The sequence below is a fragment of the Pseudomonas sp. B3(2017) genome, from assembly GCF_002113595.1.
In the GTDB taxonomy this organism is placed as follows: Bacteria; Pseudomonadota; Gammaproteobacteria; order Pseudomonadales; family Pseudomonadaceae; genus Aquipseudomonas; species Aquipseudomonas ekonensis.
The window spans coordinates 142,351-163,828 of record NZ_NEIU01000001.1 but is presented as its reverse complement, the minus strand read 5'-3'; the positions used below and the strand labels follow the sequence as shown (position 1 = coordinate 163,828).

The 21,478-nt window shown below is 66.1% G+C and carries 15 protein-coding genes; 9 read left to right on the top strand and 6 right to left on the bottom strand.

Annotated elements, in window-relative coordinates:
• The first annotated feature begins 178 nt into the window (after positions 1-178).
• From CAG33_RS00655 to CAG33_RS00630, 6 genes are all read left to right on the top strand, one after another.
• Positions 179-1,702, top strand: coding sequence for a fumarate hydratase (locus tag CAG33_RS00655; protein ID WP_085580370.1), 1,524 nt, complete (start codon positions 179-181; stop codon positions 1,700-1,702).
• 391 nt (positions 1,703-2,093) lie between these two features.
• Entirely contained in the window at positions 2,094-6,593 is a 4,500-nt protein-coding gene (locus CAG33_RS00650; RefSeq protein WP_085636583.1) for a SpvB/TcaC N-terminal domain-containing protein, read from the top strand.
• Positions 6,590-9,313 (top strand): RHS repeat domain-containing protein, encoded by a 2,724-nt coding sequence (locus tag CAG33_RS00645; protein WP_085636582.1) that lies wholly within the window; start codon positions 6,590-6,592, stop codon positions 9,311-9,313. Before CAG33_RS00650 ends, CAG33_RS00645 begins: the two co-directional genes overlap by 4 nt.
• A gap of 176 nt (positions 9,314-9,489) precedes the next feature.
• Complete coding sequence (locus tag CAG33_RS00640) at positions 9,490-11,250, top strand: ATP-binding protein (RefSeq protein ID WP_085580364.1); 1,761 nt, start codon at positions 9,490-9,492, stop codon at positions 11,248-11,250.
• Positions 11,250-12,581, top strand: a complete 1,332-nt coding sequence (locus tag CAG33_RS00635; RefSeq protein WP_085580362.1) for a sigma-54 dependent transcriptional regulator — start codon at positions 11,250-11,252, stop codon at positions 12,579-12,581. The genes CAG33_RS00640 and CAG33_RS00635 overlap by 1 nt, the downstream gene beginning before the upstream one ends.
• Positions 12,582-12,853: 272 nt before the next feature.
• Positions 12,854-14,173: an MFS transporter gene (locus CAG33_RS00630; RefSeq protein ID WP_085636580.1), complete on the top strand. Its 1,320-nt coding sequence runs from the start codon at positions 12,854-12,856 to the stop codon at positions 14,171-14,173.
• Positions 14,174-14,327: 154 nt separating this feature from the next.
• Here the strand turns inward: CAG33_RS00630 and CAG33_RS00625 are convergent, their stop codons facing one another.
• On the bottom strand, positions 14,328-15,086 hold the full coding sequence (locus tag CAG33_RS00625; protein ID WP_085636578.1) for a hypothetical protein: 759 nt from the start codon (positions 15,084-15,086) through the stop codon (positions 14,328-14,330).
• A 340-nt stretch (positions 15,087-15,426) separates the two neighbouring features.
• Here CAG33_RS00625 and CAG33_RS00620 point away from each other — a divergent pair, with 340 nt between their 5' ends.
• Together CAG33_RS00620 and CAG33_RS00615 are read left to right on the top strand one after the other, a co-directional pair.
• Positions 15,427-15,702 (top strand): hypothetical protein, encoded by a 276-nt coding sequence (locus CAG33_RS00620; protein WP_085636576.1) that lies wholly within the window; start codon positions 15,427-15,429, stop codon positions 15,700-15,702.
• 241 nt (positions 15,703-15,943) lie between these two features.
• On the top strand, positions 15,944-16,573 hold the full coding sequence (locus tag CAG33_RS00615) for a flavin reductase family protein (protein WP_085580353.1): 630 nt from the start codon (positions 15,944-15,946) through the stop codon (positions 16,571-16,573).
• A 3-nt stretch (positions 16,574-16,576) separates the two neighbouring features.
• On the opposite strand, the gene CAG33_RS00610 is transcribed toward CAG33_RS00615, so the two are convergent.
• Positions 16,577-16,819 (bottom strand): hypothetical protein, encoded by a 243-nt coding sequence (locus tag CAG33_RS00610; protein ID WP_085629497.1) that lies wholly within the window; start codon positions 16,817-16,819, stop codon positions 16,577-16,579.
• A gap of 43 nt (positions 16,820-16,862) precedes the next feature.
• Positions 16,863-17,216, bottom strand: a complete 354-nt coding sequence (locus tag CAG33_RS00605) for a putative quinol monooxygenase (RefSeq protein ID WP_085580349.1) — start codon at positions 17,214-17,216, stop codon at positions 16,863-16,865.
• 337 nt (positions 17,217-17,553) lie between these two features.
• On the opposite strand from CAG33_RS00605, the gene CAG33_RS00600 reads away from it, so the two are divergent.
• Entirely contained in the window at positions 17,554-18,483 is a 930-nt protein-coding gene (locus CAG33_RS00600) for an AraC family transcriptional regulator (protein WP_085580347.1), read from the top strand.
• Between the two features lie 114 nt (positions 18,484-18,597).
• Here the strand turns inward: CAG33_RS00600 and CAG33_RS00595 are convergent, their stop codons facing one another.
• From CAG33_RS00595 to CAG33_RS00585, 3 genes are read right to left on the bottom strand one after another with little or no spacing between them, the layout of a single operon-like run.
• Complete coding sequence (locus CAG33_RS00595; protein ID WP_085580345.1) at positions 18,598-19,653, bottom strand: ABC transporter ATP-binding protein; 1,056 nt, start codon at positions 19,651-19,653, stop codon at positions 18,598-18,600.
• 13 nt (positions 19,654-19,666) lie between these two features.
• Entirely contained in the window at positions 19,667-20,515 is an 849-nt protein-coding gene (locus CAG33_RS00590; protein WP_085636574.1) for an ABC transporter permease, read from the bottom strand.
• Complete coding sequence (locus CAG33_RS00585) at positions 20,512-21,420, bottom strand: ABC transporter permease (protein WP_085580340.1); 909 nt, start codon at positions 21,418-21,420, stop codon at positions 20,512-20,514. The genes CAG33_RS00590 and CAG33_RS00585 overlap by 4 nt, the downstream gene beginning before the upstream one ends.
• Positions 21,421-21,478 lie beyond the last annotated feature (58 nt).

The following is a 21,478-nucleotide window of genomic DNA, read 5'->3' as shown; positions in this document are numbered from 1 at the left end:
GCGACCAACGAATGACTGCCGGCGCGTGTCAGCTCCCGGGAGGCGCGGTATACTGCCGCGCCTTTTTAGCGTCGCGCCAGCAGCCCCGGCGTGCCTTGAAAGGTGTCTGCGACCGACCGATGCACCCAAGCCGCAGGCACCTTATTGAATGTTCCCGACTTTTAGAGGAGCGCGACTCATGACCGTGATCAAGCAAGACGACCTGATTCAGAGCGTTGCCGACGCCCTGCAATTCATCTCCTACTACCACCCCGTGGATTTCATCCAGGCGATGCACGAAGCCTACCTGCGCGAAGAATCGCCGGCGGCCCGTGACTCCATGGCGCAGATCCTGATCAACTCGCGCATGTGCGCCACCGGCCACCGGCCGATCTGCCAGGACACCGGCATCGTGACCGTGTTCGTGCGCGTGGGCATGGACGTGCGTTGGGACGGCGCGACCATGAGCCTGGACGACATGATCAACGAAGGCGTGCGCCGCGCCTACAACCTGCCGGAAAACGTCCTGCGCGCCTCGATCCTGGCCGACCCGGCCGGCAGCCGCAAGAACACCAAGGACAACACCCCGGCGGTCATCCACTACTCCATCGTCCCGGGCAACACCGTGGAAGTGGACGTGGCGGCCAAGGGCGGCGGCTCCGAGAACAAGTCGAAGATGGCCATGCTCAACCCGTCCGACTCGATCGTCGACTGGGTGCTCAAGACCGTTCCGACCATGGGCGCCGGCTGGTGCCCGCCGGGCATGCTGGGCATCGGCATCGGCGGCACCGCCGAGAAGGCTGCGGTCATGGCCAAGGAAGTGTTGATGGAATCCATCGACATCCACGAGCTGAAGGCCCGCGGCCCGCAGAACCGCATCGAGGAAATGCGCCTTGAGCTGTTCGAGAAGGTCAACCAGCTGGGCATCGGCGCCCAGGGCCTGGGCGGCCTGACCACCGTGCTCGACGTGAAGATCATGGACTACCCGACCCACGCCGCCTCCTTGCCGGTGTGCATGATCCCGAACTGCGCCGCCACCCGCCACGCACACTTCGTGCTCGACGGCTCGGGCCCTGCCGCACTGGAGGCGCCGCCGTTGGACGCCTACCCGGAAATCGTCTGGGAAGCAGGTCCTTCGGCCCGTCGCGTCAACCTCGACACCCTGACCCCGGAAGAGGTGCAGAGCTGGAAGCCGGGCGAGACCGTCCTGCTCAACGGCAAGATGCTCACCGGCCGCGACGCGGCGCACAAGCGCATGGTCGAGATGCTGAACAAGGGCGAGACCCTGCCGGTGGACCTGAAGGGCCGCTTCATCTACTACGTCGGCCCGGTCGATCCGGTCGGCGACGAAGTGGTGGGCCCAGCAGGTCCGACCACCGCCACGCGGATGGACAAGTTCACCCGTCAGATCCTTGAGCAGACCGGTCTTTTGGGCATGATCGGCAAGTCCGAGCGCGGCCCGACCGCCATCGACGCGATCAAGGACAGCAAGGCCGTGTACCTGATGGCCGTCGGCGGCGCCGCCTACCTGGTGGCCCAGGCGATCAAGAAGTCCAAGGTGCTGGCGTTCGCCGAGCTGGGCATGGAAGCGATCTACGAGTTCGAGGTCAAGGACATGCCGGTCACCGTCGCGGTGGACAGCAAGGGTGAGTCGGTGCACATCACCGGGCCTGCGATCTGGCAGCAGAAGATCAGCGAAAGCCTGGCGGTGGAAGTGCAGTAAGCGCTTCGCCGCTGCATGAGAAGGCCGGCCCGTCGCATGACGGGCCGGCCTTTTTTTGTCCCGCTGAAAATGTGCGAGCCAGCCTGCTGGCGATGGCGGCGGGTCAGGCAACAGGGATGATGGCAGTGAAGGCCTCATCGCTGGCAAGCCAGCTCCCACAGGTTTTGTGGTGTGTCGGGATCTTGCGGGCAGCCGGGATCCCCTGTGGGAGCTGGCTTGCCAGCGATGGCGGTGGGTCAGGCAACTGAGATGCCGGCCGTACTGGCCTCATCGCTTGCAGGCAAGCCCCTACAGGGATTCGGGGTGAACACACAACTGTCAGACCTGACAGGTCACGGCCATCCGCTTTCCTGATAGCGTCGGTTCATTCCCCGCCAGGAAACGCTGGATCATGGCCGATCAAGACCTGAGCATCGTTACCCCCTCCATCGCCCAGAGCGCCTCGATCGCCACGATCGGCAAGAGCTGGGGAGCCGTCGGCCCCACCGGGGCGGCCTCGTTCGAACTGCCGCTGCCGCTGTCCGCCGGACGTGGCTTCGACCCGCAACTGACGCTGAGCTACAGCAGCCAGGCCGGCAACGGCCCGTTCGGCATCGGCTGGAGCCTGGCCGGCCTGCAGATCGCCCGACGCACCCACAAGGGCACGCCGCGCTACACCGACCACGACGAGATCGTCGGCCACGACGGCGAAGTGTGGATGCCGGAGCGCGACGAGCAAGGCCGAATCCGCTCGCGCAGCGAGCGCCGCTACAACGGCCTGGACATCGGCCCGCACAGCGTCGTGCGTTTCTGGCCCCGGGTCGAAAGCGATTTTGCCCTGCGCGAGCGCTGGCAGCCGGACGACGGCCGCCCGCCGTTCTGGCTGATCCACGGCGCCGACGGCTCGCTGCAGATGTACGGCAAAACCGCGGCGTCGCGCCGAGCGGACGCAGACGACCCGGCGCGGGTGAGCGCCTGGCTGCTGTGCGAAAGCATGAACCCGCTGGGCGAACACCTCTGCGTCACCTGGAAGGCCGACGACCAGGATCCGGATCCCTTGCACGACTACCGAGCCCAGCGTTACGTGCATCAAGTGCTCTACGGCAACGTCACCGCCAGCAAGGACCTGTACCTCTGGCGCACGGACGATCCGGCAACCCTGGACTGGCATTTCCGCCTGCTGTTCGACTACGGCGAGCGCACCCGGGACCTGACGCAAAGGCCACCTTACGACGGTCCCTCGCTGCAGCCCTGGCCGCTGCGGCCGGATCCGTTCTCGACCTTCGCCCAGGGGTTTGAACTGGGCACCCGGCGACTGTGCCGCCAAGTGCTGATGTTCCATCATTTTCCCGAGGAAACCGGCGCTGCGCCCGTGCTGGTCCGCCGCCTGCTGCTCGAATACACCCCGGACACGCCCGCCTGGTCCTACAGCCAGATCAGTGCCGCCCACTACCAGGCCTGGGACGCCAGCGGCGCGGTCGAGCACACCCCGCCGGTGGAGTTCGAACATTCACCGTTCACCCTCGACAAGACGCCCAGGCCGCTGCCGATGCAAGGCCCCCAGCCCGGCATCGAGGACGGCCGCGCCTACCAGTGCGTCGATCTGTACGGCGAAGGCGTGCCGGGGTTCCTCTGCCGCTACGATCAGGCCTGGCACTATCGCGAACCGCTGCGCGGCGAGTCGGATCCGCAGGCCATCGCCTACGGCCCCTGGACGTTGCTGGACAGCACGCCCGTGGCCGATGGCGGGAGCGCGGCACGTCAACTGCTCACCGACCTGACCGGCGACGGACGGCTGGACTGGATCACCGCCCGACCAGGCATGAACGGCTTCCGTACGCTGAACGCCGACCGCACGTTCGCCCCCTTCATTGCGTTCAACGCCTTCCCGGCGGAGTTCTTCCATACGCTGACGCAATTGGGCGACCTGTCCGGGGACGGCCTCGCCTCACTGGCCCTGATCGGCCCCCGCTCGGTGCGTCTGTACGCCAACCGGCGGGAGGCAGGCTTCGCCCCCGGCGAAGACGTCGCTCACCTGCCGGACGACGACCGCTTGCCGCTGTTCGGCCCGGCGCCGGACGAACTGGTGCTATTGGGCAACCTGCTGGGCAGCGACATGCCCGAGCTGTGCCGCATCCGCCATAACGAAATCAAATGCTGGCCGAACCTGGGCCACGGCCGGTTCGGCGCAGGCCGGGTCATCAGCGCGTTGCCCTTTGCCCATGATGCGTTCGACGTGGCGCACGTGCGCATCGCCGACCTCGACGGCTCCGGCGCGCCGGCGCTGGTCTACCTGAAGTCCGACGCCTTCGAGATCTACCTCAACCGCGGCGGCCGGGGACTGGAGCAAACGCCCGTCACGGTGCCGTGGCCCGAAGGCGTGCGTTACGACGCCTTGTGCCAGGTGACGCTGGCGGACTTTCAGGGCCTGGGCTGCGCCAGCCTGCTACTGACGGTGCCGCACATGGCGCCCCGGCACTGGCGCTATGACTTCGTGTCCGCCAAGCCGTACCTGCTGACGGCCAGCAACAACAACATGGGCTGCAGCACCCGTGTGACCTACCGCAGCAGCGCCCAGGAATGGCTGGACGAAAAGCGCGACCGGCTCGGTGCGCACCCGGCCGTCCCTCCCGCCTGCCATCTGCCCTTCCCCGTTCAAGCGGTCAGCCGCCAGCTTCAGCTGGACGAAGTCACCGGCAATCGCCTGACCCAAGCGTTCACTTACCGCGAGGGTTTCTATGACGGCGAAGACCGTGAGTTCCGCGGGTTCGGCCACCTGCAGCAGTGCGACAGCGAGTCGGCCGGCGCCGACGACGATGCAGGCTTCACCGCACCGGTGCGACTGCACACCTGGTTCCACACCGGGCGAACCATCGACCGGCCGCGCGAAGGCTATTTCGACCGCGACCCCGAAGCCGTGCCGCTGGGCCCCACCGTGTTCAGCCGTTTCCACCAAGGCGACGAGTTCGACGAACCCGTCGCACCGCCCGACGCCGACACCGAACACGCCATCGCCCGGGCGCTCGCCGGTTTGCCGATCCGCAGCGAAACCTATGCCGAGGCGGACGACCCGGCCACGGCGCGGCCCTTTGCCGTGACCGAACACCGTTACCGGGTGCGCGAGGTCCGGGCCAAAGGTCCCCACGATGCCTACGCGGTGCTGCTGCCGCTGACGCTGGAACAGCTCGACCATGCCTACGAGCAAGTGATCGAAGACCCGCTGAGCCGCCACGAACTGACCCTGCGCCACAACGCCTACGGCGCCCCGCTGCATGCCCTGACCGTGCATTACGCCCGTCGCCGCACCGAGGCCGACCCGCCGCCGTTCACCGACCCCGATGAGCAACAGTGGTGGCGCGACGCCCATGACCCGGCCCAGCAATCGTTCTACCTCAGCGAAACCCGCGCGCGCTTCATCGACCTGGACGGCGACCCGCAGCACTGGCGCCTCGGCCTGCCCTATCAGCAGCGCGGCGATGCGCTGGCGCTGCCCAAGGGCCCGTTGCCCGGTGGGCTGACGCCTGAGCAGGTGTCGTTCGAACGACTGCTGCAGCATCAGGACTCGCCCGAGTGGAACACCCGGCGCACCCTGACCCGCCAGACCGTGCAACGCTACCTCAAGACCGATGGCCAGACGCCCCTGCCCGACGGTCAGGCGGACTTCGAGGCCCTGGCCGCGCCCCTGGAACTGGCGCAGATGGACAAGACCGCCCTGGAGGCCTATGCGGACGTGCCGCCGCCGTTCGACATCCGTGCCGAACTGGCCGCCATCGGCTACGCCCCGATGCCGCTGCTGTTCGAGGGAGCGCCCTTGGCCGATGCGGAGGAAAACCTGTGGTCGGCCCGTTACGGGTTCGCGGCCTATGCTGCCGGCGAAGGGTTCCACCGGGTGCTCGACTACCACGAAACCGCGAGCCACGGCATCACCCGGGCCTCCTACGACCCTTACCGCCTGGCGGTGGAGCGCGTGGTGTTGCCCGACGGCTGCACCACCCGGATCGAATACGACTACCACGCCCTGCAGCCGCTGCGCATCGTCGACGCCAACGACAACGTGCAGGAGGCGCTCTACGAACCCTCCGGCCAGCCGTTGGCCCTGAGTTTCCACGGCACGGAGAACGGCTTGCCGGCAGGCTTCAGCCCGTTGAGCGACTACGTGCGGCCGGAGGATCACCGACCGGCCCCCGCCATCGGAGATCCCGAGGGCGCCGTGCAGCAAGCCGCCAGCACCCTGCGCAAGGATCTGTTCAGCTGGATGGGCCAGTTGCCGCCGACCGCGACCGCTGACGCCGAGCGCTTTGCCCGATGGGTCGACGGCGGCCTGATCCTGCCCGACGGCCACATCCGCGCCAGCGCCCGCCGACGTCTGGCGCAAGCCACCGCACTGACGCCGGCGGAGCACGCGTTGGACGAAGCCATCGCCCTTGTCCCCCGAGAGCCGGTGCACAGCGTCCTGCTCCGGGCCGACCGCTACCACGACGACCCGGTGCCGGCGCAGATCCAGATCATCAAGACCTGCGTCGACGGCTTCGGCCGCCCCTTGCAGACCCAACAGCTTGTGGAGCCGGGATCCGCGTACGCGGTGGACGCCGACGGCTCGCTGATCATCGAGGACGGCCAACCGGTCGAGGTGCCGACCGACCCGCGCTGGCGCATCAGCGAGCGGGTCGAATACAACAACAAAGGACTGGCCGTGAGACGGTTCCGGCCGTTCTTCGCCGACACCCACCGCTACGTCAACGATGCGTCGCTGCGCGAGCACGGTTTTTTCGATCAGCTGTTCTATGACGTGCTCGGGCGTCCGGTCCGGCTGGTCAACGCCAAGGGCCATTTCTCCCGTGAGACCTATCACCCCTGGTATCACATCAGCGAAGACTTCAACGACACCGACGAGCCGGGGCCGCAGCCATGAATGTGCATCGGCGTACGCCCGCCGTCACGGTGAACGACAGCCGCGGCCTGGCGGTTCGCCAGGTGGCTTACCTGCGCACGCTGGCCGAAGACACGCCGCTTGGCCTGGTGACTCGCCTGGGGTACGACGCGGCGGGACGGGTGATCGCGCAAAGGGATCCGCGCCTGGCGGTGCCCAACCTCGTCCACGTGTACGGACTGAACGATGCCCCCGTGAAGACCGACAGCGTCGACGCCGGCTGGCGCCTGATCCTGCCGGGGACCGCCGGCCAGGTTCTGCAGCGCTGGGATGCGCGCGGCTTTCACTGGCGCAGCGCCTATGATCCGCTGCTGCGTCTGGTCAAAGACGAAGAGACCCACGGCGCCGACGCCGAGACCTTCGTCCATGCCGATGCGTCGGCCGACGCCAGCCATAACCTGCGCGGCAGGACCGTCGAACAGACCGACCAGGCCGGCACCGTGCAATGGCCGAGCTTCGGCCTGCTCGGCGAGACGTTGGAGCAATCGCGCACCTTCGGCGACGACAACGCCTTCGTCACCCGCTGGCGCCACGGCCCGCTGGGCGCCCGGCTGGAACAGACCGACGCCGGCGGGCACCGGCAACAGACGGACTTCGACCTTGCCGGCCAGCTGCGGCGGGTGCGCCTGCGACTCAACGGCCAGGCCACCTGGCAAACGGTGCTGCTCGATGCCCGGTACAACGCCGCCGGGCAGATCGTCGAGCAACAGGCCGGCAACGGTGCGGTCAGCCATTGGCGCTATGATCCGGCTGACGGACGCCTGATCCGTCAGCAGGCGCAAGCCGGCGGGCAGGCTCCGCTGCAAGACTTCGGATACGAATACGATCCGGCGGGCAACCTCACCCGCCTCCTCGACCACGCCTTCACGCCCAGCCACTTCGCCAACCGACGGGTCGACGGCCACCGCGCCTTCACCTATGACTCGCTGTACCGCCTGCACACCGCCAGCGGTCACGACGACGCGCCGCCCTCGGACATTCCCGGCCTGCCGCAACCGACCGACCCCGCCGACCGGTGCCCTTACGTGCAGACCTACGACTACGATCACGGCAACAACCTGATCCGGCTGCGCCACGTGCGCGACGGCGCCAACCACACCCGCCGAATGTTCATCGACCCCGCCAGCAACCGCGGCGTGCGCTGGGCCGAAGGCGACCCTGAGCCGGCCATCGGCAGCCTGTTCGACCGCCACGGCAACCTGCTGGCGCTGCAACCCGGCCAGCCGCTGCGATGGAACGCCCGCGACCGCCTGGACACGGTCACCTTGGTGCAGCGCCCGTCCGGGCCCGACGACGAGGAACGCTACCGTTACAGCCAGGGCGTGCGGGTCTTCAAGCGCCATGAGTTCCACAACGCCGCCAACCTTCACTTCCATGAGGTGCGCTACCTGCCGGGGCTGGAGATCCGCACGAAGGACAACGGCGAAACGCTGCACGTCATCACCCTCGCCACAGGCATAGGCAACGTGCGCTGCCTGCATTGGGAGAGCGGTCAGCCGCCCGGCATCGACGCCGACCAATTGCGCTACACCTTGAGCGACCACCTGGGCTCCTGCGTCATGGAACTGGACGCCCGAGCGCAGCTGATCAGCCACGAAGGCTATTACCCGTTCGGCGCCACCGCCTGGATGGCCGCCCGCTCAAGCCTTGAGGTCGGTTACAGAACGATCCGCTATTCGGGCAAGGAAATGGACGTGAGCGGGTTGTACGACTATGGCGCCCGCCAGTACGCACCGTGGCTGCAGCGCTGGGTCGCCGCCGATCCTGCCGGGAGCGTGGACGGGCTGAACCTCTACGGGTTTGTCGAGAACAATCCGTTGCGGTTCATCGATGCAGTCGGGCAGAGCAAGGAAGAATGGCAGATCATCAGATATTCGCAGTTCATAACCGAACTCGGCACCGAAGCCGCCACCGCGCTGGATCAGATCTATAACGTGTTCACTCAGTCCGGCACGGGCAAGGAAATGCTGAAAAACCTCCTCGGCGAATCCGTTGCAGGGTTGGCCGGATTTTATGGCGGCTTCGGCGCAGGCGAGATTTTCGGTGCACTGGCGCCTGAAGTGAACGCCATCCCCTTTGTGGGCGGCATCATCACCGGCAATGCCGGCGGTGACGTCGCTACAGATACCCAAAACGCTTCTACTCCCAGCCCCCGCTGGATCCGGCCGCTCATTCCGCAGACATCGGCCATGTCGGTCGCCGCCATCGACCGCAGGCTGGGTTTCACGCCGGACAAGGCCCGCTTGTCCCCGACCGACACCGCAAACCTTTTCCTGAACAGAGTCGTCGGTACCGTGGTTCCCGCCATGAATGTGTTCTTGAACATGGGCTCCAGAAGTCAGGAAGCCGAAGACATCAAAAACCGACTGAGTCCGGTGAAGATCAACAAAATCGAAACCATGCTAGCCGACTGGCGGAGTGCGCTGGACGAGCGCTGGGACTCTGTCCAGCAAGCCTATGCAGTGCTGCAAAGGACTACCGTCCACCCTGGCGATGTGCTGCCCAATGTCAACAACATGACCTCCCGGGAAGACTTGGCACCGATCCGACAAGCAGACCTGCAAGGAAGAACCAAAGACATCCATGCAATCATCGACCGTGCACAGAAACTGATGAGCGCATACAAAATTCAAGGCACCACCGACAATCAGTTCCTGCTGGCACAAGAGCGCCGAACCTCGAAAAGCGTCAAAAGGCATTGATCCCGCGGGGGGGCCTGTCACCTATCCGCACTGTGCATTGCCGGCCGGTTCGTGCGACCGAGCACCGTCGCATTCAATCGGAGTCTCTTGGTGTCGGATCAGGTTACGTGCAAAGCGAGAACGACACGCAGCCCCGTGCTATCGTGCCCGCCCGTCCCCCATCCGTTCGCCCCAGCATGCTGCCGACTTCCCGTACCCTGCGTCTGTCGCTGTACACCCTGCTGATCATCGCCGGCGCCGTCCTGGCCGCGACCCTGGCGATCCGCCACGCCGAACGCCAGGCCCTGGAGGAGGACGCGGCCCGCGCCAGCCAGCAACTGGCGCTGTACGCCAATTCCCTTCACACCCTGATCGACCGCTACCGCGCCCTGCCCGCCGTGCTGGCGCTCGACCCGCAGCTGCGCGCGGCCCTGGGCGGCCCGGTGAGCGCCGAGCAGCAGGCGGCGCTCAACCTGAAGCTGGAGAAGATCAACGGCGCGGCGCAGTCCTCGACCCTCGAACTGCTCGACCACACCGGCCTGGCGGTGGCCGCCAGCAACTGGCGCCTGCCCAGCAGCTACGTCGGCCACAATTACGGGTTCCGCCCATACTTCAGCCAGACCCGCACCCAAGGCAGCGGACGCTTCTACGCCGTGGGCGTGACCAGCGGGATTCCCGGCTACTTCCTCTCCAGCGCCGTGCTCGGCGAACAGGACGAATTCCTCGGGGCGATGGTGGTCAAGCTCGAATTCCCCGAGCTTGAACGCGAATGGAGCCAGGGCAGCGACACCCTGCTGGTCAGCGATGCGCGGGGCATCATCTTCATCGCCAACCAGCCGGGCTGGCGCTACCGCGCGCTGCGGCCGCTGGATGCCGCCGACCTGGCCGACATCAAGGCCACGCGCCAATACGACAAACAGGCGCTGGTGCCGCTCACGCACCTGTCGCTGCGCCGCTTCGACGACACCAGCGACCTGCGCCGGGTCGAAGGCCCGCAGGGCACCGCCGACTACCTGTGGGAATCCCTGCCGCTGACCGCCGAAGGCTGGACGCTGCACCTGCTGCGCCGCCCGCAGGTGGCGTTCGAGGATCTGCGCAACGCCGGGCTCGCCGCCGCCGGGGTGTGGCTGGCGCTGGTGTTCCTGCTGCTGTTCCTCAACCAGCGCTGGCGCCTGGGCAAGATGCGCCAGCGCAGCCGCGCCGAGCTCAAGCGGCTGGTGGAAGAACGCACCCGCGAGCTGCGCACCGCCCAGGACGGCCTGGTGCAGTCGGCCAAACTGGCGGCGCTGGGGCAGATGTCCGCCGCGCTGGCCCACGAGATCAACCAGCCGCTGACCGCCCAGCGCATGCAACTGGCCACCTTGCGCCTGCTGCTCGATCATGGCCGCGTCGATGAGGCCTACAAGGCGCTCAAGCCGGTGGACGACATGCTCACCCGCATGGCCGCGCTCACCGGCCACCTGAAGACCTTCGCCCGCAAGAGCCCCAGCGGCCTGCGCGAACGGCTCGACCTGGCGACCGTGGTCGATCAGGCCCTGCAATTGCTCGACACCCGCCTGCGCGACGAGCAGGTCAGCCTGGTGCTGCACCTGACCCGCCCGGCCTGGGTGCGCGGCGATGCGATCCGCCTGGAACAGGTGCTGATCAACCTGCTGCGCAACGCCCTCGACGCCATGCACGGCAAACCGTGCAAGCGCCTGCTGATCCGCCTGGAGGCCGACCAGCAGCTGTGGCACCTGAGCGTCAGCGACAGCGGCGGCGGCATCGCCGAGGAGCACCTGGGCCAGGTGTTCGACCCGTTCTTCACCACCAAGCCTGTGGGTGACGGCCTGGGCCTGGGGCTGGCGGTGTCGTTCGCCATCGCCCACGAGTCCGGCGGGCGCCTGAGCGCCGAGAACGGCGAAGGCGGCGCGGTGTTCACCTTGACCTTGCCGATCGATCTGGAGGCGCACATCTGATGCTCAATTCGGTGATGGTGGTCGATGACGAAAGCAGCATCCGCAGCGCCGTCGAACAATGGCTGAGCCTGTCGGGTTTCGAGGTGCAACTGTTCAGCCGCGCCGAGGACTGCCTGGCCGCGTTGCCCCGGCACTTTGCCGGAGTGATCCTCAGCGACGTGCGCATGCCCGGCCAGAGCGGCCTGGAACTGCTGGCCGAAGTGCAGCGCCGGGACGCCGACCTGCCGGTGATCCTGTTGACCGGCCACGGCGATGTGCCGATGGCCGTCGAAGCGATGCGCGACGGCGCCTATGACTTCCTGGAAAAGCCGTTCAGCCCCGAGATCCTGCTCGGCAGCCTGCGCCGGGCGCTGGACAAGCGCCGGCTGGTGCTGGAGAACCGTACCCTGCACGAGCAGGCCGACAACCGCGCCAGGCTCGACGCCACGCTGCTCGGCGTGTCCCGCGGCATGCAGACCTTGCGCCGGCAGGTGCTGGACCTGGCCGCGCTGCCGGTCAACGTGCTGATCCGCGGCGAGACCGGCAGCGGCAAGGAAATGGTCGCCCGTTGCCTGCACGACTTCGGCCCGCGCGCGGACAAACCGTTCGTGGCGCTCAACTGCGCGGCGATCCCGGAGCAACTGTTCGAGGCCGAACTGTTCGGCCATGAGAGCGGCGCGTTCACCGGGGCGTCCGGCAAGCGCATCGGCAAGCTGGAATACGCCGACGGCGGCACGCTGTTCCTCGATGAGATCGAAAGCATGCCCCTGGCCCAGCAGGTGAAGCTGCTGCGGGTGATCCAGGAGCAGAAGCTGGAGCGGCTGGGCTCGAACCAGAGCATCCGCGTGGATCTGCGCATCGTCGCCGCCACCAAGCCCGACCTGCTCGACGAGGCCCGGGCCGGGCGTTTTCGCGAAGACCTGGCCTATCGGCTGAACGTGGCCGAGCTGCGCCTGCCGCCCCTGCGCGAGCGCCGCGAAGACATCCCGCTGCTGTTCGACGCCTTCGCCCGCCAGGCCGCCGAACGGCTCGGGCGGACGTTCCCGCCGCTGGGCGGCGCCCAGCTGAGCCACCTGCTCAGCCACGACTGGCCGGGCAACGTGCGCGAACTGGCCAACGTCGCCGAGCGTCAGGTGCTGGGGCTGGACGAACCGGTGCCGGGGATCGACCCGGGGCAATCGCTGGCGGCCCAGCAAGAGGCGTTCGAGGCCCAGTGCCTGCGCATCGCCCTGACCCGGCACAAGGGCGACGTGAAGGCGGTGCTCGAAGAACTGCAGCTGCCGCGGCGCACCTTCAACGAAAAGATGCAGCGGCATGGGTTGAGCCGGGAGATGTTTGTGCAGGACAGCTGATTGCCCGGCGACTGCAGGATTTGTGGCTCAGGCAAAACTGTAGGAGCCAGCCTGCTGGCTCCTACAGATAGCGGGGCACACGCCCTCCATGCGGGCGCCAAGATAGGCGGATTTCCGCTCATCACCCTCCGCGCAACAAGCGGATTTCCGCTCAACAACCGCGCCTACCCCCTCTAAACCGGCCCTCCGCCCCTTGGCACACCTCCTGCTATAGCCCCCGCAGGCTGCGTTTCGACGCGCTCCACAAAAACAATTAACCGAAGGATCCTTCAATGGATAACTCCAACATCCTGCCGCTTGGGGCAGCTGCCGCGCCGGCCAAGGAAAGAACCACCGCCAGCCGGATCAAGTCGATCTTCAGCGGTTCCGTCGGCAACATGGTCGAGTGGTACGACTGGTACGTCTACGCCGCCTTCTCGCTGTACTTCGCCAAGACCTTCTTCCCCGCCGGCTCCACCACCGCGCAACTGATGAACACCGCCGCGATCTTCGCCGTGGGCTTCCTGATGCGCCCCATCGGCGGCTGGCTGATGGGCCTTTACGCCGACCGCAAGGGCCGCAAGGCCGCGCTGATGGCGTCGGTGTACCTGATGTGCTTCGGCTCGCTGATCATCGCCCTGAGCCCGAACTACGAAACCATCGGCATCGGCGCGCCGATCCTGCTGGTGTTCGCCCGCCTGCTGCAGGGCCTGTCGGTCGGCGGCGAGTACGGCACCTCGGCCACCTACCTGTCGGAAATGGCCACCAAGGAGCGTCGCGGCTTCTTCTCCAGCTTCCAGTACGTGACTTTGATTTCCGGCCAGCTCATCGCGCTGGGCGTGCTGATCGTGCTGCAGCAGTTCCTCACCACCGAACAGCTGTACACGTGGGGCTGGCGCATCCCGTTCGCCATCGGCGCCCTGTGCGCGATCGTCGCGCTGTACCTGCGCCGCGGCATGGAAGAGACCGAGTCGTTCGTGAAGAAGGAAAAGTCCAAGGAAAGCGCCATGCGCACCTTGCTCCGCCATCCGAAGGAACTGCTGACCGTGGTCGGCCTGACCATGGGCGGCACCCTGGCCTTCTACACCTACACCACCTACATGCAGAAGTACCTGGTGAACACCGTCGGCATGAGCATCTCCGACTCCACCACCATCTCGGCGGCGACGCTGTTCCTGTTCATGTGCCTGCAACCGGTCATCGGCGGCCTGTCGGACAAGATCGGCCGGCGTCCGATCCTGATCGCCTTCGGCGTGCTGGGCACGATCTTCACCGTGCCGATCCTGATGACCCTGCACACCATCCAGAGCTGGTGGGGCGCGTTCTTCCTGATCATGGCGGCGCTGATCATCGTCAGCGGCTACACCTCGATCAACGCGGTGGTGAAGGCCGAACTGTTCCCGACCGAAATCCGCGCCCTGGGCGTCGGCCTGCCGTACGCGCTGACCGTGTCGATCTTCGGCGGCACCGCCGAGTACATCGCGCTGTGGTTCAAGAGCATCGGCATGGAGACCGGCTACTACTGGTACGTGACCGCGTGCATCGCCGTGTCGCTGCTGGTGTACATCACCATGAAGGACACCCAGAAGCACTCGCGGATCGTGACTGACTGACTGACAGCTGTCCGTGCAGTCACCGCAAGGGTGACTGCAATGGCCCCATTGCCAGCAGGGTGGCCCCCACAGGGGGTCGGCGGTGTCCACCAACCCCGTGTTCACCGCCAATCCTTGTGGGAGCCAGCCTGCTGCGATGGGGATCACCCCGGCATCAAGCGGACTCGGCCACCTGCTGCCGGCTGCCGTACCGCTTCTGCGCAAACGCCGCCCCGGCGATCATCACCACCAGGATCCCCGCCAGCACCGCCGACGAGCCGACGGTGCCGAAGTCCAGGCCGCCCTTCTCATGGGATTTGGTCATCAGGTCACCCAGTGTCGCGCCGAACGGCCGGGTCAGCACGAACGCCACCCAGAACAGCGCCACCGACGAGATCTTGGTGAAATACCTGAGCAGCACCACCAACGCGATCGCCGAGCCGATCAGCAGCGCGCCGCCGGCAAAGCCCAGGCCCGAGTCGTCGGCCAGGTAATCGCCCAGCGCGGTGCCCAGGGTGTTGGAGAACAGGATCGCCATCCAGTAGAACATCTCGCCGCGAAAGGTCTGCACCTTGTTGACGTTGAGCGAGTCGCCGCTCAGGCGCCAGGCCGCAAAGATCGCCAGCAGGATCGAGATCAGGATCATCGAGCCCGCGGCATAGCCCAGGCCCAGGGTGCGGTCCATGAAATCGGACAGGGTGGTGCCGGCGGTGCTGGTGGACAGGATCACGATCCAGTACAGCAGCGGCTTGTAGGTCCTGGCCTTCAGTTGCGTGACCAGCGTCAGGACGAACACGCTGATAAGGATCAGCGAGCTGATCGCGTAACCGACGTCGAGGGTCATCGACAGCAGATCCCCCGCCGTTTCCCCCAGGGTCGTCGCGCAGATTTTCATCACCCAGAACGCCAGGGTGATTTGAGGCAGTTTATTCATGAACGCAAGAGCTCCCGTGTGTGACGGCCGGTTGTTCGATTTCTGGCCGCCGGCAGACTGGCGTCCGAGGGGTGAAAAACCGGTCGGCGTTCCATGAAAAATCTGTCACACGGGCCAAAACAGCGATTAATCACCGGTTAATGCCGCTGCCCCATCCTGCACTCACCTGATCGATTGACTGCGCGACGTTCGCCCGAGGACGGAAGCGAATCCGATGCGTCGCCCTTAACATCTAGTTAATCGATTGTTATCAGCATTAATTTGCGCTTTTTAATCAATTTTATTGGCGTAGCATTCAACTCAAGCAAGACACAACGCCAACGAACACGGAGAAACGACCATGAACACCAAACTGATCCTCGCCCTGACCCTGTCCCTCCTGGCCGCCAACACTTTCGCCGCCGACGGTTCGGACAAGACCAAATCCGCCGACTTCATCTCCGGCGCCAGCGCCTCGGTCGAACACAGCACCTCCGGCGCCTACGCCGCTGACGGTTTCGACAAGACCGGCACCGCCAACGCCATCGCCGCCGACGGCTTCGACAAGACCGGCACCGCCAACGCCATCGCCGCCGACGGCTTCGACAAGACCGGCACCGCCGCTGCCATCAGCTGAACCGCGGATGCAAACACCAAAGCCCGGCCAATGCCGGGCTTGTTTATTTCTGCAGCGACACAGCTGCGAGGTCCAAGCAAAACCCTGTGGGAGTTAGCCTGCTGGCGATGGCGCCAGCCCAGTCACCACGAGACAGAATCAAGACAGTTGCCCCACAGGCGCCTGCACCGGACTGGCAATCAGCGCCCCGCGCTTGCACTATGGCCCCCTCAAAACACAGCCTTCCAGGAACACCCCCACCATGCCCGACGACATCCACTTCTACGAACCCGCCAACGGCCACGGCCTGCCCCACGATCCGTTCAACGCCATCGTCGGTCCGCGCCCCATCGGCTGGATCTCGTCGCAGGATGCCGAAGGCCGGCTGAACCTGGCGCCGTACAGCTTCTTCAACGCCTTCAACTACATCCCGCCGATCATCGGGTTCTCCAGCGTGGGCCGCAAAGACAGCCTGAACAACATCGAGCAGACCGGCGAATTCGCCTGGAACCTCGCCACCCGGCCGCTGGCCGAGCAGATGAACCAGAGCTGCGCGGCGGTGGGGCCTGAGGTCGACGAGTTCGAACTGGCGGGCTTGACCACCGTGGCGTCGAAAGTGATTGCGGTGCCGCGGGTGGCCGAAAGCCCGGTGTCCTTCGAATGCAAGGTCACTCAGATCATTCAGCTGCAACGGGCGAATGGCGAGACAGTGCCGAGCTGGCTGATCCTCGGCGAAGTGGTCGCCGTGCACATCGCCAAATGGCTGCTCAAGGACGGGATCTACGACACCGCCGCCGCAGAACCGATTCTGCGCGGCGGCGGGCCGGCGGACTATTTCCAGCTGGGGCCGCAAGCGTTGTTCAAGATGTGGCGACCGGGTGCGGTCAAGTGAGGCTCACCAGATGAGTTCGGCGTCGTCGCTGACGCCCTGAAGGCGTTTCAGCTCGCGGGTCGCGGCGTCGTCGGCCGTGATGGCGCCGGGGAACACCTGTTCATCCAGCAGTTTGTGGAAACGCGGGGCGCCGCCATCGACCAGGGCCTTGACCGCAATGGCGGCGTAATAGCCCTTGTTGCCGCCCAGCTCGACGGGGACCACAGCGGAAACCGCTTCGAAGTGTGCGAACTCTTTACGTGCCATGTCTCAGGTTCCGGCTCAGTCAAATAGGCCGGCCATTAAACCCTCAACCGGCGAGTTTGTGTACCGGTGCACCGCAGGCGCCGAGCGCCTGGGCGGCCGACACCTCCTTGAACGTGTGGAAATCCACTTGGTTGACCACCAGGTCCTGCACCAGCTCGCCGAACACCTCCATCGACGGACTGGCGAAATAGGCGGTCATCGCCTGCTGGCTGCTCCAGAAGCCGGACACCAGCCACAGCTGCGGATCGCACTGCGAATGCTGCAAGGCGAAGTTCAGGCAACCGGGGGCGGCGCGGGACGGCTCGATCAGCGCGCTCAGGCGCACGCCCAACTCTTCCGAGCGCCCGGCGCGCGCCCGGATGAAGGCCATATGACTGACGGGAATTTGCTTGGACATGTTCAATCCCTCCCAGGGAGTCGCGTGGCAGCCGGGGACGGGCTGCGACAGGATCCAAGGTTACGGGCTGCCTGCCGGGCGCCGTTAGTCGATTCCTGCCGTTGCCTTGCACGATCCTGCGAAACTGCCTCAAGGCCCTGTAAAAAAGTGTGAAGGCCTGTCACGGTGCTGTCACACAGGTTTCGAGCAAGTTTGCCCGCCTGCGTCCTGTCATGTCTGGGGGCCGAGGCAACCCCGTGCAGGATCAGGCAAGCATTTGACAGGATGTGTCTACCGCTCACGCTTGCACAAACTTATGCTCTGCCCCACTTCACCGCCCTTGCCGAGGAGGTCGTGCATGACGTCACCCGAACATTTCCCAGCCCCGCTGGACGCCGACATGGAAAAGCAGCGCGCGGAACTGGCGACGCTCATCCGCCGCAACACCTCGGAAGACGGCAGCTACGCCACGGCCATCGGTTCGCTGTTCATGTCCCGCCACACCCAGTCCCATGACTTCGCCCCGGTGCTGGCGCAACCGGCGCTGTGCATCATGGCCCAGGGACGCAAGGAGGTGCGGCTGGCGGACGAGTACTTCAACTACGATCCTTTGAACTACCTGGTGGTGTCGGTCTCGATGCCGCTGAGCGGGCGGGTGGTGAACGTCTCGCCCGACGAGCCGATCCTGGCCGTGCGCCTGGACATCGACCCTGCGGAAATCACCGCGCTGATCGCCGACGCCGGCCCCATGGGCGTGCCGACCCGGCCGACCGGGCGCGGCCTGTACGTCGAACGGATCGACAGCGCCATGCTCGACGCGGTGCTGCGCCTGGCGCGCCTGCTCGACACGCCCAAAGACATCGCCATGCTCGCGCCGCTGATCCGCCGGGAGATTCTCTATCGCCTGCTGCGCAGCCCCCAGGGCCACCGGCTGTACGAGATCGCCATCGCCAACAGCCAGAGCCACCGCATCAGCCAGGCGATCAAATGGCTCAACGGCAACTTCGAGCAGCCGTTGCGCATCGATGACCTGGCCAAGGAAGTGAACCTGAGCGTCTCCACCCTGCATCACCGCTTCAAGGCGATGACAGCGATGAGCCCGCTGCAGTACCAGAAGCAACTGCGCCTGCAAGAGGCCCGGCGGCTGATGCTGACCGAGGGGCTGGAAGCCTCGGCGGCGGGGTATCGGGTGGGCTATGAAAGTCCGTCGCAGTTCAGCCGCGAGTACAGCCGGCTGTTCGGCGCGCCGCCGCTGCGGGATCTGGCGCGGTTGCGGCTCACGGTCTGATCCAATTTTTGCGGTGCTGCGCCCGGCCCTATCGCCAGCAGGCTGGCTCCCACAGGGGATGTGTGTTGATCACGGATTCCATGTGGGAGCCAGCCTGCCGGCATCACGGCCGGATCAAGCCCCCAGCACCCGGCACGCCTCGGACGGCAGCGTCACCGACACCGGATGCCCGATCCCCAGGCCGATGTCCTGGCACGGCGTGCTCAATGCGGTGAACGTCACCCCGGAACACTCCACCGTGGTCTCGATGGTCGCGCCGATGTCGCGCACGAACGTCACCGTGCCCAGCAGCCGGTTGCCCGCCGTCGCCTGAGGCGCCGACAGTTGCAGGTCTTCGGGGCGGATCAGCATCTTCACCTTCTGGCCCACCACGATGCTGCTGCAGATCGGCACTTGCAGCGCATCGCCGCCCGGCAGCACGACCTTGCCGTCGCCCAGCGCCGTGGCCGGGAAAATGTTGCCCGAGCCGATGAAGTCCGCGACGAATTCGTTGGCCGGGTGCCGGTAGATCTCGATGGGCGTGCCCACCTGCTGCACCCGGTGCTCGCCCAGCACCACCACGATGTCGGCCATGGTCATGGCCTCGCGCTGGTCATGGGTGACCATGATGGTGGTGATGTTCAGCCGCTGCTGCAGTTGGCGGATCTCCACCTGCATCGATTCGCGCAGCTTGGCGTCCAGCGCCGACAGCGGCTCGTCGAGCAGCAGGATCTTGGGGTGCGAGGCAATCGCCCGGGCGATCGCCACCCGTTGGCGCTGGCCGCCGGAGAGCTTGGCCACCGGACGGTCGATCATCGCCTGCAGCTGGATCATTTCCAGCAGCTCCACCACCCGCGCCCGCTGCTCGGCCTTGCCCACGCCGCGCAGCTTCAACGGATAGGCGATGTTCTCGCCCACGGTCATGTGCGGGAACAGCGCCAGCGACTGGAACACCATGCCGAAGTTGCGCAGGTGCGCCGGGGTGTGGCCGATGTCCTCGCCGTCCAGGCGGATCTCGCCGCCGGTGAGGGTCTCAAGCCCGGCGATCATGCGCAGCAAGGTGGTCTTGCCGCAGCCCGACGGCCCCAGGAAACACACCAGCTTGCCCTGGGGCAAATGCAGGTTGACGTCTTTCACCGCGCAGGCCGAGCCGTAATGCTTCTCGACGTTTTCCAGAATCAGTCCAGACATGTTGCACCTCAAATCAGAAGGAAACGCCGCCCTCGCCCACCAGCTTCTCCAGCGCCCAGATCAGGACGAAGTCGATCAGCACGATCAGCACGGCAAACGAGAATACGGTGGGGTCGAGCGAGGACACGGTGCGGCTGTACATCCAGATCGGCACGGTCATGACGTCGATGGTGTAGAGGAAATAGGTGACGGTGAATTCGTTGAACGAGACGATGAACGCCAGCAGCATGCCCGCCAGGATCCCCGACTTCATCAGCGGCACCACCACATCGACGATCGCCCGCAGCGGCGAGGCGCCGAGCATCTGCGCCGCCTCCTCGACCTCGCTGCCGATGGAGAGCATGGCCGCCGTGCAGTTCTTGACCACGAACGGCAGCGCCAGGATCACGTGGGCGATCACCAGCCGCGAGGTGGTCATGTGGAACGGCAGGCTGTCGAACACCAACAGCATCGCCAGGCCCAGCACCACCATCGGGAACACCAGCGGCAGCGACATCAGTTGCAGCGCCACCGCCTTGCCGCGGAACTCGCAGCGGGTCAGCGCGTAGGCCGCCGGCACTGCGATCAGGGTGGCGAAGACCATGGTCAGGCACGACACCAGCAGGCTGGTGGCCATGGCCTGACCGAGGCTCAGCACGTCGCTGGCGTCCGGCGAGACGAAGGTGTGCCACGCGGCCTTGTACCATTGCAGGCTGTAGCTGGCCGGCGGGAAGTCGAGGTTCGACGCGCCGCTGAACGACATCACGATCATGGTCAGGATCGGCAGCACCACCAGCAGCAGGATCACACCGGACAGGATCCCGGCGAACTTGCCCGTGTCGCCGGGCAGCAGCGCGTGGCGCTTCTTGGTCAGGGCAGTCATTGCGAAGCCTCCAGCAACCGGCGACGGCGGCCGGTGACGTATTCGGACAGGGTCATGATCGCCAGGGTGGTGGCGATCAGCACCACGCCTGCGGCGGACGCGGCGGGCCAGTTCATCAGCGGGGCGATCTGGTCGTGCACCATCACCGCCAGCATCGGCACCCGCCGCCCGCCCAGCAGCAGCGGCACCACGAAGCTGCTGGCGTTGTAGGCGAACACCAGCGTCGCGCCGGTGATGATCCCCGGCAGGCTCATCGGCAGCACCACCTGGCGGAACACCTGCCAGCGGCTGGCGCCCAGGGTCGCGGCGGCCTCTTCGAAGCTGCGGGACACGCCGCGCATGGCGCTGGCGATCGGCAGCACGGCCAGCGGGAACGCGGTCTGCACCAGCCCCATCAGCACGCCGTTCTGGTTGTACAGCAGCATGATCGGCCGCTTGATCAGGCCCAGCCCCATCAGGGTCTGGTTGAGCATGCCGCCGGGGCCGAGGATCACCAGCCAGCCGTAGCTCTGCAGCAGCAGGTTGACCAACAGCGGCAGCAGCACCGCCGCCAGGAAGATCCGCCGCACGAACGGCGACGTCAGGCGCGACATGGTGTACGCCACCGGGATCGCCAGCAGCACGGCGATCACCGCGCTGATCAGCGCCAGGCGCAGGGTCAGCAGCAACGACTTGAGGTAGTACGGTTCGAGCAGCTGCGCGTAGCTGGCCAAGCTGAAACCCGTCCACTCCGCGCCCTTGGTGCCGATGCTCATGCGCAGCACCAGCAGGCTCGCGGCGATCAGCACGCCGAGGAACAGCATCGACGGCGTGAGGAAAAACCACGCCCGGACGGTGGGCGAAACGCCGCGCGCCGGGCGCACGTCGGCCGCGCCGACCGGGTGGGTCAGGGATTGATGTTCCATGGCAATGATCTCGTCAATGGAAAAACAACTGACAAACACAGATTTCCAAACCCCCGCG

Coding starts and splice junctions, on each gene's coding strand:
- CAG33_RS00655 (WP_085580370.1), top strand. CDS start 179: ATGACCGTGATCAAGCAAGACGACCTGATTCAGAGCGTTGCCGACGCC.
- CAG33_RS00650 (WP_085636583.1), top strand. CDS start 2,094: ATGGCCGATCAAGACCTGAGCATCGTTACCCCCTCCATCGCCCAGAGC.
- CAG33_RS00645 (WP_085636582.1), top strand. CDS start 6,590: ATGAATGTGCATCGGCGTACGCCCGCCGTCACGGTGAACGACAGCCGC.
- CAG33_RS00640 (WP_085580364.1), top strand. CDS start 9,490: ATGCTGCCGACTTCCCGTACCCTGCGTCTGTCGCTGTACACCCTGCTG.
- CAG33_RS00635 (WP_085580362.1), top strand. CDS start 11,250: ATGCTCAATTCGGTGATGGTGGTCGATGACGAAAGCAGCATCCGCAGC.
- CAG33_RS00630 (WP_085636580.1), top strand. CDS start 12,854: ATGGATAACTCCAACATCCTGCCGCTTGGGGCAGCTGCCGCGCCGGCC.
- CAG33_RS00625 (WP_085636578.1), bottom strand. CDS start 15,086: ATGAATAAACTGCCTCAAATCACCCTGGCGTTCTGGGTGATGAAAATC.
- CAG33_RS00620 (WP_085636576.1), top strand. CDS start 15,427: ATGAACACCAAACTGATCCTCGCCCTGACCCTGTCCCTCCTGGCCGCC.
- CAG33_RS00615 (WP_085580353.1), top strand. CDS start 15,944: ATGCCCGACGACATCCACTTCTACGAACCCGCCAACGGCCACGGCCTG.
- CAG33_RS00610 (WP_085629497.1), bottom strand. CDS start 16,819: ATGGCACGTAAAGAGTTCGCACACTTCGAAGCGGTTTCCGCTGTGGTC.
- CAG33_RS00605 (WP_085580349.1), bottom strand. CDS start 17,216: ATGTCCAAGCAAATTCCCGTCAGTCATATGGCCTTCATCCGGGCGCGC.
- CAG33_RS00600 (WP_085580347.1), top strand. CDS start 17,554: ATGACGTCACCCGAACATTTCCCAGCCCCGCTGGACGCCGACATGGAA.
- CAG33_RS00595 (WP_085580345.1), bottom strand. CDS start 19,653: ATGTCTGGACTGATTCTGGAAAACGTCGAGAAGCATTACGGCTCGGCC.
- CAG33_RS00590 (WP_085636574.1), bottom strand. CDS start 20,515: ATGACTGCCCTGACCAAGAAGCGCCACGCGCTGCTGCCCGGCGACACG.
- CAG33_RS00585 (WP_085580340.1), bottom strand. CDS start 21,420: ATGGAACATCAATCCCTGACCCACCCGGTCGGCGCGGCCGACGTGCGC.